This window comes from Actinomadura sp. NPDC049753 (assembly GCF_040674655.1).
Lineage (GTDB): Bacteria > Actinomycetota > Actinomycetes > Streptosporangiales > Streptosporangiaceae > Spirillospora > Spirillospora verrucosospora.
Genome location: NZ_JBFARL010000078.1, coordinates 1 through 14,392, shown reverse-complemented (window position 1 = coordinate 14,392; position 14,392 = coordinate 1). Strand labels below are relative to the sequence as shown.

The window sequence follows — 14,392 nt, the reverse complement described above, 5'->3', positions numbered from 1 at the left end:
TTTCGGACCGCCGAACGACCGGATCACGCGTCGGCGGCGTGAGCTGGACGGTTTTCCAGCGTGTGACGGTGTGATGTCCAACGCATGACACACCCGGGCGGGGCCATGTCGCCTAGCCTTGTGCACCATGTCAGATCCATCCCGGGGGGACGGCCTCCCAGACGCGCCCATCGGGATCTTCGACAGCGGTTTCGGGGGCCTCACGGTGGCCCGCGCCATCCTCGACCAGCTGCCGAACGAGCCGATCGTCTACCTCGGCGACTCGGCCCGCCAGCCGTACGGCCCGCGCTCGATCGCCCAGGTCCGCGCGTTCGCGCTGGAGATGCTGGACGAGCTGGTCGACGAGGGCGTGAAGATGCTGGTGATCGCCTGCAACAGCGCCAGCTCGGCGATGCTGCGCGACGCCCGCGAACGCTACGACGTCCCGGTCGTGGAGGTCATCAACCCCGCGACCAGGCGCGCGGCCCGCGCCACCTCCAACGGGCGGGTCGGCCTGATCGCCACCGAGGCCACCGTGAACAGCCGCGCCTACGAGGACGCGTTCGCCGCCGCGCCGCACATCGAGCTGGTCAGCGCCGCCTGCCCCCGCTTCGTCGACTTCGTCGAGGCGGGCGTGACGATGGGCGACGACCTCCTCGACGCCGCACGCGAATACCTGCGCCCGATCGTGGACGCGGACTGCGACACCCTGATCCTCGGCTGCACGCACTACCCCCTTCTGACCGGTGTCATCTCGTATGTGGTCGGAGACGGGGTCACACTGGTCTCAAGCGCCGACGAGACCGCCAAGGACGTGTACCGAGTGCTGCACGATCGGGGACTGGCCCGCGCCGAGGCGACGCCCCGGCCGCGGCACCGGTTCCGCGCCACCGGCGACCCCGCCGTGTTCGCCGAGCTCGGCCGCCGCTTCCTCGGGCCGGAGATCGGTTCGGTGGAGAGCACGTTGAGCAAGGCTCTGACGACCTGATTCCTCGGGACCACAGAGGAGGAGTGAGCGTGCGGGTCACTGTGATCGGCTGTTCCGGCAGTTTCCCAGGGCCGGACAGCCCCGCGTCCAGCTATCTGGTCGAGGCGGACGGCTTCTCCATGCTCATCGACATCGGCAACGGCGCGATCGGAAGCCTCCAGCGCTTCCACGGCCTGCTGGACATCGACGCCATCTGCATCTCGCACCTGCATCCCGACCACTGCCTCGACCTCACCGTCTACTGGATCGCGCGGACGTACTGCCCGGACGGCCCGGCGCCGCGTATCCCGGTGTACGGCCCCCGCGACACCGCGGACCACATGATCAAGGCGTACGAGCTGGAACCGAACCCGGAGATGACCGCCACCTTCGACTTTCGCCCGCTGGAGCCGGGGCCGGTGCGCATCGGCCCGTTCACGGTCACCACCGCGCTGATGAACCACCCGGTCGAGGCGTACGGCCTGCGGATCGAGCACGAGGGCAGCGTCATGACCTACTCCGGCGACACCGGCCACAGCGACGACCTGGTCCGGCTGGCCCGCGACTCCGACCTGTTCCTGTGCGAGGCGGGTTTCGCCGACCGGCCGGACCTGCCGCCGGACATGCACCTGACGGGACGGGAGGCCGGCGAGCACGCCGAGCGGGCCGGGGTCGGCCGGCTGGTCCTGACGCACCTGCTGCCGTGGAACGACCCGTCCGAGACGCTCTCGGAGGCGAAGGCCAGCGGGTTCCGCGGCCCGGTCGAACTGGCCGAGGTCGGCGCCGTCTACGAGTTCTGAGGGCCCCCGCTCCCGGGGGCGCCCGCCTCCGGCGGCCGGCCGCGGTGAGTGCGGCGTCACCGGCGGTAGGCCGGATCCGGCGCGGGCCCGCCCGCTAGGGTGGGCGCATGGCTCGCCCCGATGATCGCGCACCCGACCGGCTCCGTCCCGTCCGCATCCAGCGCGGATGGCTCGACCACGCGGAAGGGTCGGTGCTCGTCGAGTTCGGCGCGACCCGGGTGCTGTGCGCCGCGTCCGTGCAGGACTCGGTGCCCCGCTGGCGGCGCGACAGCGGCCTCGGCTGGGTCACCGCCGAGTACGCGATGCTGCCCCGCGCGACGAACACCCGCAACGACCGCGAGTCCGTCAAGGGCCGGATCGGCGGCCGCACCCACGAGATCTCCCGGCTGATCGGCCGGTCGATCCGGGCGTGCCTGGACCTCAAGGCGCTCGGCGAGAACACCGTCCAGCTCGACTGCGACGTCCTTCAGGCCGACGGCGGCACCCGCACCGCCGCGATCACCGGCGCCTACGTCGCGCTGGCCGACGCGGTGAGCTGGATGCGCGAGCGCCGCCTGCTGAAGGGGAACCCGCTCATCACCTCGGTCTCGGCGGTCAGCGTCGGCGTCGTGGACGGCGAGCCCCGCCTCGACCTCTGCTACGAGGAGGACTCGGCCGCCGGGACGGACATGAACGTCGTCTGCACCGGCGACGGCCGGTTCGTCGAGGTGCAGGGCACCGCGGAGGGCGCTCCGTTCGACCGGGCGGAGCTGGACGAGCTGCTCGACCTCGGCGCCGCCGGCTGCGCCGAGCTGACCCGCATCCAGAACGAGGCCCTCGGCCGATGAGCCGCATCGTCCTCGCCACCCGCAACCAGGGCAAGATCGCCGAGCTGCACCGGATCCTCGGCGACCTCGACGTCGTCGGCCTCGACGCCTTCCCCGGCGCCCCCGACGTGCCCGAGACCGAGCTGACCTTCGAGGGCAACGCGCTGCTGAAGGCCCGCGCGATCGCCGCGTTCACCGGGCTGCCCGCCGTCGCCGACGACTCCGGCCTGTGCGTGGACGCGCTGAACGGCATGCCCGGCGTCCTGTCGGCCCGCTGGTCGGGACGGTTCGGCGCCGGCGACCAGGACGCCGCCAACCTGCGGCTCGTCCTCGACCAGCTCGCCGACGTGGCCGACGACCGGCGCGGCGGCTCGTTCGTGTGCGTGGCCGCGCTGGTCGTCCCGGGCGGCGCGGAGCACTGCGTCGAGGGCCGGATGCACGGCACCGTCATCCGGGAGCCGCGCGGCGCCGGCGGCTTCGGCTACGACCCGATCTTCCTTCCGGAGGGCGGGACCCGCACGACCGCGGAGCTGGCGCCCGCCGAGAAGGACGCGATCAGCCATCGCGGCCGGGCCTTCCGCGCGCTCGCCGAGATAGTCCCCGACGCCCTCCGAGCCGCAGGCCTGGCCTGACCCCCGCCCGCGGGGGCGGTCAGCGGCAGCGCAGGCGGACGAAGGTGCCGTCCCAGCCGGCGCGCAGCTCCATCAGGTCGACCAGGAGGCGGACGGTCCACAGGCCGAAGCCGCGCTGGAGGGCGGAGTCGGGCGGGATGAAGCCGGTCAGCGGGTCGGGCCCGGGGCGCCAGAAGCCGTGGTCGCCGATCTCGCAGACGAGGTCGGCGCCGTCCTGCCACGTCCAGAGCCCGATCGGCGGAGTGCCGTGCTGGAGCGCGTTCGCGGCGACCTCGTTGGCGGCGGTGACCAGGTTCTGCGCCTTCTGCTTGGCCAGGCCGTGCCTGAGGGCGCGCTCGCCGACGAACACGCGCAGCGCGTGCAGGTCGTCGCCGTCGATGGAGAAGTACTCGGCGCCGGCCGGGCGGTCGGAGCGGAACCGGCTGTCGCAACCGGACCCGAATCTCACCGGGTCGATGTAGTCGCCGTTCTCGCCGTCGTGGCCCGGGGCGAGCAGCAGGGGATGGGTGCGGCGCGCCTCGTCGAGGATGCGGGGCGGCAGCCCCTCGGCGTCGTAGGGGCACAGGGCCCGCGCTCCCGAGTCGCCGAAGACCACGTTGATGAGGGACTCGTAGCGGACCCATTCGAGCGTCTGGCGCTCGTCCCACCCGTGCCAGAGCGGCTCGGCGAGCGCGCAGACGGTGCGCGGGGCGCTCTGCTTCACGATGGTCTGGTAGTCGCGCAGGGTGTGCACGGGGTGCTTGTAGAAGACGGCGGAGTCGAAGTAGGTGACCGCGTCGCCGTGCGGGGCGAGGACGTCCCGCAGGGCGGTCAGGTTGGGCTCGCAGGCGACGGCGATCACGACCTGGCCGCGCCGCACGCCCGACTCGAGGTAGGGCACGGTGACGGACAGGAAGTCCTCGGTGCCCTGGTACATGAAGGCCTTGTGCTCCAGTGCCATCAGGCGATGCCCTCCGTCTCCGCGAGCCGCCGGCCGCGGGCGAGGCCGGGCAGCCGGTGCCAGCCGACCATGTCGATGACGCTCTCGACGTCGGGCGACAGGTGGTCCAGGATCAGCGCGGCGTCGGCGGGCAGCCGGGTGGCGTGCTTCGCCAGCAGGTGCAGCCCGCCGAGGTCGATGAACCCGAGGCGGGACAGGTCGAGGTGGACGCTGCGGCCGGGCGGCCCCGTCCGGCCGGTCAGCCGGCGGAGCTGCTCGGCGAACACCGAGTGCCGTGCGGCGTCCAGCTCGCCCTCGACGCGGAGCCCGTCGGGCTCGAACGTGCGCACGATCTTCAGTATCCCGTCGTCGAACTCGGGGTTCACTTCCACGAGGACCTCGTGTGTGTCGCGGAGGGCGGCGAGCTCGGCGGGCGGACACGAGTGCCGGTCGACCTGGCAGATCGCCATCGCCATGGTGCTCGGCGAGACGGTGTCGCCGACGCGGTGCTCGCAGCCGAGCATCCGGCCGAGGTCGGGTCGGCCGGGGCCGTTCAGCAGCCAGCTGTGGTCGGTGGTGAGGCGCACGGCGCGGAAACCCTGCCCGAACGCGGCGGCGAGCTCGCGGGCGACGGTGTCGGCCATCTTGGCGGGCTCGAACGAGCCGCGGCGGTCGAGGCAGGCCTCCCGCGGCGGGATGACCCGCAGCTGGCCCGACCTGACGAGGGCGTCCACGTCGATCGGCCGCCCCTGCCCGAGGCCGGGCAGCCCCTCGACCGGGACGTCGGTGACGTACACGACCTTCTCGGTGGTCTCCAGGCCCTCCCGGACGAAGGGCCCGATGACGCGGTCGCGCTCCTCCTGACTGCTGTAGGCCAGCCAGCCGTGATCTCCGGGACGGAGTTCGCTTACGGGGCGTTCGGCGAACCAGGATGTGTCCATGGCCTGCCCATCGGTGTGAGGCGGATCTGTTCAGCGTACGCCGGTCCGATGCCGTTGGAAGCCCAACGCATGGAGTTCCTCACGCTCCGTCCGAGCCGCCGCCGCCACGCCGGTTCGCCGTGGTCGCGCCCGGCAGGGCGAAGAGCAGCCGCACCGCGGTCCCGTGCCGGCCTGTCCGGATCTGGACGAAGGAGCACAGCAGGCGCACCGCCCACAGCCCGAACCGGTCGCCGGGCGCTCCGCCGTCCGGCTTCGGCGGGACGAGGCCGAACCCGCCGCCCGGCTCCCACCTCCCCCCGTCGGTGACCTCGCAGACCAGGGCGGCGGTGCCGGGCGAGGCGTCGGTCCACATGCGCAGGACGACGGGTGGCTCGCCGTGCCGGAACGCGTTCGTGACGACCTCGGTGACCGCGACGAGGAGCCGCTGCTTCTCGCCGCCCGGCAGCCGCGTGCGCCGCGCGCAGTCGGTCACCCACACGCGGAGCCAGTACAGGTCGGGCCGCTCGATCTCCAGGGTCTCGGCGCCGTCCGGCGGCGGGGGCAGCGCCTCGCCGTCGCACCGGGCGCAGTACGCCGCGGGGCTCAGGAAGCCGGGGTTGGGGAGGGCCCGCGCGCCGCGCACGGTCTCGGGGTGCGTCCTGCGTCCGGCCGCGACGACGGAGGCGGGGAGCGACGCCGCGTAGGGGCACAGGATCGCGGCGCCGGTGCCGCGGAACGCCTCGTTCAGCACGGCCTCGGTCCGCTGCCACTCGACGACCTCCAGCGGCGGCCGCGTCGCCCAGACGGGCTCGCCGAGGACGCGCAGCCGGCGCCCGCTCCGCGCGGTCTCGAAGGCGTCGCCCAGGCAGTCCGCCAGCGTGCGGGACGGGTGCGCGTACCAGGCGGCGGCCTCGGTGAACTCGACGCCCGCCGCGGCGGGCCCGAGGGCGTCGCGCAGCAGCGCCTCGCGCCCGGTCCCGCAGACCGCGAGGACGCGGTCGCCCGCGTCGAGGCCGGCGCGCAGGAACGGCACCGCGCCGCCGAGGAACTCCTCCGCCCCGGAGAAGGGCAGCAGGCGATGCGTGAAGCCGGGGCCCGGGGAACCGGCGCTCACAGGGTCGGCGCTCACGGGGGACCCGCCAGATGTGTGATCATGAATCACCGGCTGCGCGTGGCGAACGGACGCGGCCAGCCTAGAACGCCCGCCCTCCGCGTGCTGAGATTCTTTGCCCGATTCGTCCGGAGTGTCGTCCGCAATCCCGCCGCGGGCGTGTCCGCTACCGGGTCAGCGCATCCGGGGCCGGCGGGACGGACCGCGGACGGTGGCGCGGAAGCCCGGGGAGAGGTACCGGATTAATTCATCGGGCGGCATCGAGGCGACGGGTTCCACCGCGAGGACATAGCGGGCGAAGATCAGCCCGGAGAGCTGGACGCCCAGCGCCCCGGCCCGCTTGGTCGCGTCGGGGCCGCCCAGATGGTCGGCGATGCGGCCGACGATCTCGCGTTCCACCAGGTCGCGCACCAGCCGGCTCAGGTCCGGGTCCTGGACGGCGGCGCGCACCATGAGCAGCAGCGGCCTGCCGTTCTCCGGGTCGTCCCAGGCGGAGACCATCGCGCGCAGGACGCGTTCGGGCAGCTCGGCGGGGTCGCCGGGCAGCGCGCCCGCCAGCACCTCGGGCGGGTTGGCGACCAGCCCGAGCACCGCGCCGAACAGGCCCTTCTTCGAGCCGAAGAAATAGCTGATCAGCGCGGCGTCCACGCCCGCCTCGGCGGCGAGGGACCGCATCGTGACCGGCCCGTACCCGTCGGCCAGGAACCGCCTCCGGGCGACCGCGAGGATCTCCTCGCGGGTGTCGGGGCCGCCGCGCCGCCGCCCCCGCCCGCCCCCAGATTTATTCATCAAGGTTGAAATATAGTCCCGGCGGGGGCCACCGTCGAGGTATGAACACCACGAAGCAGGGGCCGGGCGCCGTCCACCGAGCGGTGCTGCCGGCCGTGATGCTGTCCCTCGCCACGGTGGTGTCGGCCGTGGCCTCCCTCAACACGGCGGTGCCCTCCATCGCCCGCGACACCCGCGCCGGCCTCACCGAGCTGTCGTGGATCATCGACGCCTACGCGCTGGTCTTCGCGGCCCTGCTGCTGCTCGGCGGCGCGATCGGCGACCGCTACGGGCGGCGCCGCGCGCTCACCGCCGGGCTCCTCGTGTTCGGCGCGGGCTCGGCCGCGGCGGCGCTGGGCGGCGACCCGGAATGGCTGATCGCGATGCGCGGCGTGCTCGGCCTCGGCGCGGCCCTGGTCATGCCGGCGACGCTGTCCACGATCACCTCGACGTTCCCGGCCGCCCAGCGCACCCGCGCGGTCGGCGCCTGGGCGGGCGTCGCCGGGGCCAGCGCCATCTTCGGCCTCCTGGTCTCGGGGACCCTGCTGGAGTTCTGGACCTGGCGGTCGGTGTTCTGGATGAACGTCGTGCTCGCCGCGGTCGCGCTCGTCACGACGCTCGCGTTCGTCCCCGAGTCGGCCGAACCGGACGCGCCGAGGCTCGACGTGACCGGCGCGCTGATCACCGTGGTCGGCCTCGGCGCCGGCGTCTACTCGATCATCGAGGCGCCGACGCACGGCTGGGCCTCCGCGCGGACGCTGCTCGGCCTCGCCGCCGCCCTCGTCGTCCTCGCCGGGTTCGTGGCGTGGGAGCTGAAGCGGCCGAACCCGCTGCTCGACCCGCGGCTGTTCCGCATCCGGGCGTTCTCGGCGGGCTCTCTCACGATCACCCTGCAGTTCTTCGCCTTCTTCGGCTTCGTCTTCATCATCCTGCAGTACCTGCAGCTGGTGAAGGGCGACAGCGCGCTCGTCGGCGCGCTCAGCCTGGTGCCCATGGCGCTCGCGATGATGCCGTCCGCCCGGGTCGTCGCGCCGAAGCTGGCCGGGAGGCTCGGTCCGCGCCGCGTCATCACGGCCGGCCTGCTCCTGGTCGGCGTCGGGATGCTGGTCTTCTCGCTGCTGGACGAGGACAGCACCTACTGGCTGCTGCTCGCGGGCCTCGTCCCGTTCGGCGCCGGCATGGGCCTCGCCATGACCCCGTCCACCGCCGCGATCACCGACGCGCTGCCCACCGAGAAGCAGGGCGTGGGCTCGGCGATGAACGACCTGGCCCGGGAGCTCGGCGGCGCGCTCGGCATCGCCGTCCTCGGCAGCCTCCTGCAGTCGGCCTACCGCGCGAACCTCGACCTCGGGAACCTGCCGGGCCCGGCCGCCGAGCAGGCCAGGACGTCGGTCGCGGTGGCGGTCCGGCTCGGCCCGCAGGCCGCCGACCACGCGCGGGCGGCCTTCAGCGACGGCCTCCAGACGGCGTTCCTCACCGCGTCGGTCGCGCTCGCCGTCACCGCGGTCGTCGTCGCGGCCCTGTACCGCACGCCCCGCCGGGAGGCGGCGGAATCCGTCCCCGCGCCCGCCGATCAGGACGCTAAGCTGAACGCGCCCTCAGACGGAAGCTCGAACGGGAGCCCGGACGAGGACGCGGGCGGGCGTGGCGAAATCAGGTATACGCGGCAGGTTTAGGTCCTGTTGGTGGTGACACCGTGGGGGTTCGAATCCCCCCGCCCGCACAAGTCCCCACCCCGGCCCGCGCCGAGCGCGGGCCGGCGCGGTGCCTACAGGCCGAGATCGCGGCGGAGGCGCTCCACGTGCCCCGTCGCCTTCACGTTGTAGTACGCCTTCTCGATCCTGCCGTCGGCGTCGATGACGAACGTCGACCGGATGACCCCGACGACGGCCTTGCCGTACAGCTTCTTCTCCCCGTAGGCGCCGTAGGCCCGGAGGACCTCCGCGTCCGGGTCGGACAGAAGCGGGAACGTGAGCCCCTCCTTCTCCCGGAACTTGGCGAGCTTGGCCGGCTTGTCGGGGGAGACGCCGACGACGGCGACGCCCGCGGCCTCCAGCTCGGGCAGGCTTCCCTCGAAGTCGACCGACTCCTTGGTGCAGCCGGGGGTCATGGCCGCCGGGTAGAAGTAGAGGATCACGCGCTTGCCGCGCAGCGAGGCCAGCGACACCGCGGTCTCGTCGGCGTCGGGTAGCTCGAACTCGGGGGCGACGTCGCCCGGCTGCAGCCGCTCGGACACCCTGTCCCGCCTTTCGCTCGGATGGTGGGTCCAACGGTACCGGCTGGGGTGCGGCGGGCATCCGGCGGGAAGACCTGCAAGACTGTGCGGATCACCGCTCGGCTCGTCACGGTTCCGGCCCGCGCGAGTACGCCCGACACGATAAGGACACGGCATGGCTGACAAGAGCCGCGACCCGGAGGCGCTGGAACGGGAGATAGAGCGCAGCCGGCAGCAACTGGCCCGCACCATCGACGAGCTCGCCGACCGGGTCAGCCCGAGGAACGTCGCGCAGCGGGGCGCGGAGCGGCTGAAGGAGGAGGCCGACCAGGTCGCCAAGGCCCTCGGCGCGATGGTGCGCCCCTCCGAGGACGACGACGGCGAGGGCCCTCAGATCGACAGGCGGCTGGTGCTCGCCGGCGTCGGCGCGGCGGTCATCGTGACCGCCCTGGTCCTGCGGCGCCGTAGGCGCAGGAGGCGCTGAGCCCCGTCCCCGAGGCGCCGGTCCGCGGTCCGCGGCCGGCGCTTCCGCGTTTCCGGGCGGGGCCCGGACGCGGCGGGGCGGCGCCGGAGTGCGGCGGGGCGGCCCCGTTCCACTGCCGGGCGGAGCGGGCGAGCAGCTCGGCGACGCCGCGCAGCCCGGCGAGTTCGTCCCGGCACGGCGGGCAGCCGCTCAGGTGCGCCGACAGCGCGTCCGCCTCGGCGCCGGCGAGCCGTCCGATGGCGTAGACGCCGAGGCCGATCCGGTACGCCCCGCAGTCCGTTCCTCCCACGTCCTGGAGTACGGGCGCGGCGGCCCGGCCGTTCAGCGGGGGCCGGGTCAGCCGAGGTCGGGGGCCGTCGCGGTGAACCTGGCCTCGACGGTGGCGCGGACGATCTGCGTCTCCGGCTCCAGGTCGATCGGCTCGGGCTCCTCGGCGGCGCCCCCCGGCGCGCGCCCGTAGGCGGCGGCGAGCGCGACGGGCCCGCCCGGGCCGCCGTCGCGGCCGAGTCCCTCGTCCGACAGCTCCACCAGCCCGGTGAGCCGGGCGCCGAGCGCCTCGGCATAGCCGCGGGCCCGGTCGACGGCCTCGTTCGCCGCCTGCCGCGCGGCCCGCCGGTACACCTCGCTGTCGTGCCGCAGCTCCCACTGCGGCCCGGTCACGTAGGTGCGCTCCAGGTCGCCGAGCCGGGCGACCAGCTCGCCCAGCACCGCGAAGTCGCTGACCGTGATCTTGATCCAGACGGTGCCGCGGTAGGCGCGGATGTCGCCCTCGCGCCGCCGGTACTTCAGCAGCGGTGTGATCGACAGGCCGCCCGTCTCCAGCTTCTCCACGGCCTCGCCATAGGACTTGACCAGGTCGAGGCACTGCTGGTTCCGCTCGGTGAGCCGGTCGAGGGCCGCGCGCCGGTCGGACTCCTGCGTCTCGACGTGCACCGACAGGCGCGCGATCTCCGGCTCGGCCTCCAGCACCGCCTCGCCGCGGACACTGATCATGGGAGCGTCGCTCATGCCCCCAACCTAGACGGTACGGGGCGCGCGCTCACAGGAACGTGCGGCCCTCGCCCCGGTAGGTGGGGACGGTGCGGACGTGCCGGCCGTCCTCGATGAGGTGCAGCGCGTCGAACCGTTCGCACAGCTCGCCGGCCTTGGTGTGGCGGAACCAGACGCGGTCGCCCACCGACAGCAGGTCGGCGGCGCGCCCGAGCAGCGGCGTCTGCACCTCGCCCGCGCCCTCCTCGCCGCTGTAGGACAGGCCCGTCGGCAGGTAGGGCTGGGGCAGGCGGACGGCGTCGGCCGGCCCGGACGCCAGGTAGCCGCCGCCGAGGCACGTGACGACGCCGGGCGCGGGGCGCCGGACGACGGGCAGCGCGAACAGCGCGGCGGGCCGCCCGGCGAAGTTGGAGTACTGGTCGAACAGGTGCGGCTGGTAGAGGCCGGAGCCGGCCGCGACCTCGGTGACGGCGCGCTCGGCCGCCGTCGTCTCGACGCTGCCGGTGCCGCCGCCGTTGACGAACTCCAGGTCGGTCATCTCCCGGACGGCCCGGACGATCGCCGCGCGGCGCCGGGCGAGTTCCGCCCGGGACTGCCGCTGCATGGCGCGGATGACGCGGCCCCGCGCGGGCCGGCCGGGCGGCACGTCCCCGACGCCCGCGATCTGCGACTCGTAGGCCATCAGCCCGACGAGGTCGAGCGCGGGCCGCTTGAGGACCAGTTCGGCGAACGCCCGGACGTCGGCGGCGGTGTGCAGCGGGGAGCGCAGCGCGCCGATCCGCACCCGGCCGCCGAGCGTGCGGTAGGAGGCGTCGATGTCGATGCAGACCCGCACGCGCCGGTCGCCCGCGGCGGACTCGATCAGGTCGAGGTGCTCGGGGGAGTCGACCATCAGCGTGACGGCGCGGGCCGCGCGGGGATCGCCGGCGAGCGCGGCGATCGCGGTGCGGTCGGCCGTGGGGTAGGCGACGAGGATGTCGTCGCTGACGCCCTCGGCGGCCAGCCAGAGCGCCTCGGGGAGGGTGAACGCCATGACCCCGGCGAAGCCCTCCATCGCGAGGACGTCCTCCAGGAGGGCCCGGCAGCGCACCGACTTGCTGGCGACCCGGATGGGCTTGCCGGCGGCGCGGCGCACGAGGTCGGCGGCGTTGGCGCGGAAGGCCGCGAGGTCGACGACGGCGAACGGCGCCTCTAGCCCGGCGGTCGCGGCGTCATAGCGGTCCCGGAGGTTCATGCTCGTCACGATGCCACACTACCGGGGGAATGTGAAAAGGTCTCATGTCCCCGTGCGCGGATGGGCGGCGAAGAAGCTCCACAGCATCGGGCTCGCCTCCTTCGGCCACCGGTGCCGCCCGCCGTCGATCCTGCAGAAGGTCACGGCGACGCCGCGCGCGCCCTTGCCGGTGCTCTCACACCGGGTGTCGCCGCTGAGCGCCTTCACCCGCTCGCGCGGCTGGGGCAGCCCCGCGACCTTGCGCCAGAAGTCGACCGCGTCCGACACCGGCGGGAACGGGCGCTTGTCGTTGAAGTCGCGGTCGCCGCCCCCGTTGAAGGGCACGTTCCCGTCCGCCGTCCCGTGGAAGATCATCGCAGACACCGGGCGGTCCGGATCGCACTCGGTCACCAGGGCGCCCTCGACCACCCCGATCGCCGCGACCTTGCCCGGTTTCTCGCAGGCCATCCGGTACGCCATCCCGGCGCCGTTGGAGAACCCGGTGACGTAGACGCGCTTCGGGTCGGCCAGCCCGGCGCCGGTGAGCCTGTCGATGAGCTTGCCGAGGAACCCGACGTCGTCGACGTTCCCGACCTTCGCCGCGCCGCAGCAGTCGCCCGCGTTCCACGTGGTCATGAACCCGTCGGGGTAGGCGACGAGGAAGCCGTGCTCGTCCGACAGCTTGTCGAAGCCGGTCAGGTCCCGCATCTTCGACATGTTCGCCAGGCCGCCGTGCAGGGCGATGACCAGCGCGGGCCTGTCGGCCGGCCTGCCGTCCTTCCATTTCCCGTCCGCGACCTTGGACGGGACGTGCAACAGGTACTCGCGGTGGCCGACCGTCCCCACGTCGAGCTTCTGCTTGTGCGTCCCCTCCGAGGTGGGGACGCCGTCGACCGTCGCGGGACGACGACCGCCCTTCCCGCCCTCGCCGCCCTTCTCGCCGGTCTTGTCGGTGCAGCCCGCCAGGGCCAGGGTGACCGCCAGCGCCACGAGCGCGATTCGCCGCATGCGGGCAAAGGTAACCCCAAGGCGGGCCTTCAAACTACTCGCGGGTAGACAAGGCCGGCGGCGTCCCGGCCGCGCCGACCGGCCGGTACGGCGGCGGACGGGGACGCCGCCGCGTAAGCTCGGAAGGGACCCGTCCTGAGCTGGCGCTTCCCGCGCCGAGGCAAGAATGAGACCCGTGAGCGAACCCGTGAACGAGTACGTGCTGACCCTGTCCTGCCCTGACCGGCCCGGCATCGTGGCCGCCGTCTCGGGGCTGCTGGCCGAGCGCGGGTGCAACATCGTCGAGAGCCAGCAGTTCGGGGACGGCGAGACCGGCACCTTCTTCATGCGGGTGCAGTTCGCGGCGCTCGCCGACACCGACCCCGACGAGCTGCGCGGCGCCTTCGCGTCCCTGGTGCCCGAGCTCGGGCTGGAGTGGCGGCTGCACCCGCTGGCCGAGCGCCCGCGCGTGCTGATCATGGTGTCGAAGGGCGGGCACTGCCTCAACGACCTGCTGTACCGGACGCGGTCCGGGCTGCTCGACATCGACATCGTCGCGGTCGCGTCCAACCACCCCGACCTGCGGCCGCTCACCCAGTCGTACGGGATCGACTACCACCACCTGCCGGTCGGGCCGGGCGGCAAGGCCGCGCAGGAGGCCGAGATCCTGACGCTGGTCGAGCACTACCGCGCCGACCTCGTCGTCCTCGCCCGGTACATGCAGATCCTGTCCGACGACTTCTGCGCCAAGCTGCCCGGCGCGATCATCAACATCCACCACTCGTTCCTGCCGAGCTTCAAGGGCGCCCGCCCCTACCACCAGGCGCACGCGCGCGGCGTCAAGCTGATCGGCGCGACCGCGCACTACGTCACCGCCGACCTGGACGAGGGGCCGATCATCGAGCAGGAGGTCGCGCGCGTCGACCACACCCACAGCCCGGAGGAACTGGTGGCCGTGGGACGCGACGTGGAGTGCCTCGCCCTCGCCCGCGCCGTCCGCTGGCACGCCGAGCACCGCGTGCTGCTCAACGGCGACCGGACGGTCGTCTTCCGCTGACCTGCGGTTTCCCGGCCGATGAACGCGTGAGATGTCGGCATGGCGTGTTTCACTCCGCGTGACTTTCGCGCACCATGGGTGACGAAGCCGTACGTGCCGAGGGCTCACGGGGGGTGGCCATGGCCGAGACGCTGGTCAAGGAGCTGATCGAGGAGGCGCGGGGCAGGCGGCTGGCGCGCCGGCTCGCCGTCCGCGAGCTGCGGCCCCGCCGCGCGCTCGCCGGGCTCGCCGCGGCGCTGCTGGTGACCGCGTTCGGCGGGGCTGCCGCGATCGAGCTGCTCGCCGGGGCGCTCGGATCGGCCGTCCACCCGGTGCCGGGCGTCGCCCCGGTGGTGGAGGCCCTGCAGCGGCACGCGTGGAACCATCCGGACGTGCTGGCGGCGTCGGGCGCGGTGGCCGCTCTCGGGGCGGTCTTCATGGCGGCCGCGCTGCCCGGGCGGCTGCGCGGATGGCGTGCGTCGTCAACTTCGCCGGGAACCCGCACGAGAACTACCGGGTGGGCCTCCCCCGCGTGGGCCGCTGGCGCGAACTCGTCAACACCGAC

18 protein-coding genes and 1 tRNA gene are annotated in these 14,392 nt (G+C 73.6%); 9 read left to right on the top strand and 10 right to left on the bottom strand.

The annotated features are described in order from the left end of the window. The first annotated feature begins 127 nt into the window (after positions 1-127). From murI to rdgB, 4 genes are all read left to right on the top strand, one after another. Complete coding sequence (murI, locus tag AB0K37_RS20875) at positions 128-967, top strand: glutamate racemase (protein ID WP_363983492.1); 840 nt, start codon at positions 128-130, stop codon at positions 965-967. A 29-nt stretch (positions 968-996) separates the two neighbouring features. After that, positions 997-1,746: an MBL fold metallo-hydrolase gene (locus AB0K37_RS20870; protein WP_363983489.1), complete on the top strand. Its 750-nt coding sequence runs from the start codon at positions 997-999 to the stop codon at positions 1,744-1,746. A 107-nt stretch (positions 1,747-1,853) separates the two neighbouring features. Next, positions 1,854-2,573: a ribonuclease PH gene (gene rph, locus AB0K37_RS20865; protein WP_363983486.1), complete on the top strand. Its 720-nt coding sequence runs from the start codon at positions 1,854-1,856 to the stop codon at positions 2,571-2,573. Continuing rightward, positions 2,570-3,184, top strand: coding sequence for an RdgB/HAM1 family non-canonical purine NTP pyrophosphatase (gene rdgB / locus AB0K37_RS20860; RefSeq protein ID WP_363983483.1), 615 nt, complete (start codon positions 2,570-2,572; stop codon positions 3,182-3,184). The genes rph and rdgB overlap by 4 nt, the downstream gene beginning before the upstream one ends. Before the next feature lie 19 nt (positions 3,185-3,203). Here the strand turns inward: rdgB and AB0K37_RS20855 are convergent, their stop codons facing one another. The 4 genes from AB0K37_RS20855 to AB0K37_RS20840 form a co-directional block, all read right to left on the bottom strand. Further along, positions 3,204-4,124 carry a sensor histidine kinase gene (locus tag AB0K37_RS20855; RefSeq protein WP_363983480.1) on the bottom strand — a complete coding sequence of 307 codons (921 nt, stop codon included), beginning with the start codon at positions 4,122-4,124 and terminating at the stop codon, positions 3,204-3,206. Then, positions 4,124-5,044, bottom strand: coding sequence for an MEDS domain-containing protein (locus AB0K37_RS20850; RefSeq protein ID WP_363983477.1), 921 nt, complete (start codon positions 5,042-5,044; stop codon positions 4,124-4,126). Before AB0K37_RS20850 ends, AB0K37_RS20855 begins: the two co-directional genes overlap by 1 nt. A gap of 79 nt (positions 5,045-5,123) precedes the next feature. Further along, positions 5,124-6,152, bottom strand: a complete 1,029-nt coding sequence (locus tag AB0K37_RS20845) for a sensor histidine kinase (RefSeq protein ID WP_363983474.1) — start codon at positions 6,150-6,152, stop codon at positions 5,124-5,126. 156 nt (positions 6,153-6,308) lie between these two features. Beyond that, complete coding sequence (locus tag AB0K37_RS20840; protein WP_363983471.1) at positions 6,309-6,923, bottom strand: TetR family transcriptional regulator; 615 nt, start codon at positions 6,921-6,923, stop codon at positions 6,309-6,311. A gap of 41 nt (positions 6,924-6,964) precedes the next feature. On the opposite strand from AB0K37_RS20840, the gene AB0K37_RS20835 reads away from it, so the two are divergent. Together AB0K37_RS20835 and AB0K37_RS20830 are read left to right on the top strand one after the other, a co-directional pair. Continuing rightward, positions 6,965-8,578, top strand: coding sequence for an MFS transporter (locus AB0K37_RS20835; protein ID WP_363983468.1), 1,614 nt, complete (start codon positions 6,965-6,967; stop codon positions 8,576-8,578). After that, a tRNA-Leu gene (locus AB0K37_RS20830) sits at positions 8,541-8,625 on the top strand. Before AB0K37_RS20835 ends, AB0K37_RS20830 begins: the two co-directional genes overlap by 38 nt. 45 nt (positions 8,626-8,670) lie before the next feature. Here AB0K37_RS20830 and bcp read toward each other — a convergent pair. Then, complete coding sequence (gene bcp / locus AB0K37_RS20825) at positions 8,671-9,138, bottom strand: thioredoxin-dependent thiol peroxidase (RefSeq protein WP_363983465.1); 468 nt, start codon at positions 9,136-9,138, stop codon at positions 8,671-8,673. Positions 9,139-9,292: 154 nt separating this feature from the next. On the opposite strand from bcp, the gene AB0K37_RS20820 reads away from it, so the two are divergent. Continuing rightward, the gene (locus AB0K37_RS20820) at positions 9,293-9,601 is read left to right on the top strand and encodes a DUF3618 domain-containing protein (RefSeq protein WP_363983462.1); all 309 of its coding nucleotides are present in this window, start codon (positions 9,293-9,295) and stop codon (positions 9,599-9,601) included. Here AB0K37_RS20820 and AB0K37_RS20815 read toward each other — a convergent pair. The 4 genes from AB0K37_RS20815 to AB0K37_RS20800 are packed head-to-tail and all read right to left on the bottom strand — an operon-like array spanning position 9,552 to position 12,812. After that, positions 9,552-9,890, bottom strand: a complete 339-nt coding sequence (locus tag AB0K37_RS20815; protein ID WP_363983459.1) for a zf-HC2 domain-containing protein — start codon at positions 9,888-9,890, stop codon at positions 9,552-9,554. The two genes, AB0K37_RS20820 and AB0K37_RS20815, sit on opposite strands and share 50 nt — an antisense overlap. 47 nt (positions 9,891-9,937) lie before the next feature. Continuing rightward, positions 9,938-10,609, bottom strand: coding sequence for an SIMPL domain-containing protein (locus AB0K37_RS20810; RefSeq protein ID WP_363983456.1), 672 nt, complete (start codon positions 10,607-10,609; stop codon positions 9,938-9,940). 31 nt (positions 10,610-10,640) lie between these two features. Further along, positions 10,641-11,825 carry an amino acid deaminase/aldolase gene (locus AB0K37_RS20805; RefSeq protein WP_363983551.1) on the bottom strand — a complete coding sequence of 395 codons (1,185 nt, stop codon included), beginning with the start codon at positions 11,823-11,825 and terminating at the stop codon, positions 10,641-10,643. A 42-nt stretch (positions 11,826-11,867) separates the two neighbouring features. Next, positions 11,868-12,812, bottom strand: a complete 945-nt coding sequence (locus AB0K37_RS20800) for a PHB depolymerase family esterase (RefSeq protein ID WP_363983453.1) — start codon at positions 12,810-12,812, stop codon at positions 11,868-11,870. 175 nt (positions 12,813-12,987) lie between these two features. Here AB0K37_RS20800 and purU point away from each other — a divergent pair, with 175 nt between their 5' ends. After that, positions 12,988-13,848, top strand: a complete 861-nt coding sequence (purU, locus tag AB0K37_RS20795) for a formyltetrahydrofolate deformylase (RefSeq protein ID WP_345184213.1) — start codon at positions 12,988-12,990, stop codon at positions 13,846-13,848. A 104-nt stretch (positions 13,849-13,952) separates the two neighbouring features. Here the strand turns inward: purU and AB0K37_RS20790 are convergent, their stop codons facing one another. Then, positions 13,953-14,201 carry a hypothetical protein gene (locus tag AB0K37_RS20790; RefSeq protein WP_363983450.1) on the bottom strand — a complete coding sequence of 83 codons (249 nt, stop codon included), beginning with the start codon at positions 14,199-14,201 and terminating at the stop codon, positions 13,953-13,955. 95 nt (positions 14,202-14,296) lie between these two features. Between AB0K37_RS20790 and AB0K37_RS20785 the strand changes: the two genes are divergently transcribed. Next, the coding region (locus AB0K37_RS20785) for an alpha amylase C-terminal domain-containing protein (RefSeq protein ID WP_363983549.1) at positions 14,297-14,392 on the top strand (96 nt) is incomplete at its 3' end.

Excerpts from the sequence above, each read along its gene's own strand:
- murI (WP_363983492.1), top strand. The coding sequence starts at position 128 with ATGTCAGATCCATCCCGGGGGGACGGCCTCCCAGACGCGCCCATCGGG.
- rph (WP_363983486.1), top strand. The coding sequence starts at position 1,854 with ATGGCTCGCCCCGATGATCGCGCACCCGACCGGCTCCGTCCCGTCCGC.
- rdgB (WP_363983483.1), top strand. The coding sequence starts at position 2,570 with ATGAGCCGCATCGTCCTCGCCACCCGCAACCAGGGCAAGATCGCCGAG.
- AB0K37_RS20855 (WP_363983480.1), bottom strand. The coding sequence starts at position 4,124 with ATGGCACTGGAGCACAAGGCCTTCATGTACCAGGGCACCGAGGACTTC.
- AB0K37_RS20850 (WP_363983477.1), bottom strand. The coding sequence starts at position 5,044 with ATGGACACATCCTGGTTCGCCGAACGCCCCGTAAGCGAACTCCGTCCC.
- AB0K37_RS20840 (WP_363983471.1), bottom strand. The coding sequence starts at position 6,923 with ATGAATAAATCTGGGGGCGGGCGGGGGCGGCGGCGCGGCGGCCCCGAC.
- AB0K37_RS20835 (WP_363983468.1), top strand. The coding sequence starts at position 6,965 with ATGAACACCACGAAGCAGGGGCCGGGCGCCGTCCACCGAGCGGTGCTG.
- AB0K37_RS20820 (WP_363983462.1), top strand. The coding sequence starts at position 9,293 with ATGGCTGACAAGAGCCGCGACCCGGAGGCGCTGGAACGGGAGATAGAG.
- AB0K37_RS20810 (WP_363983456.1), bottom strand. The coding sequence starts at position 10,609 with ATGAGCGACGCTCCCATGATCAGTGTCCGCGGCGAGGCGGTGCTGGAG.
- AB0K37_RS20805 (WP_363983551.1), bottom strand. The coding sequence starts at position 11,825 with ATGAACCTCCGGGACCGCTATGACGCCGCGACCGCCGGGCTAGAGGCG.
- AB0K37_RS20800 (WP_363983453.1), bottom strand. The coding sequence starts at position 12,812 with ATGCGGCGAATCGCGCTCGTGGCGCTGGCGGTCACCCTGGCCCTGGCG.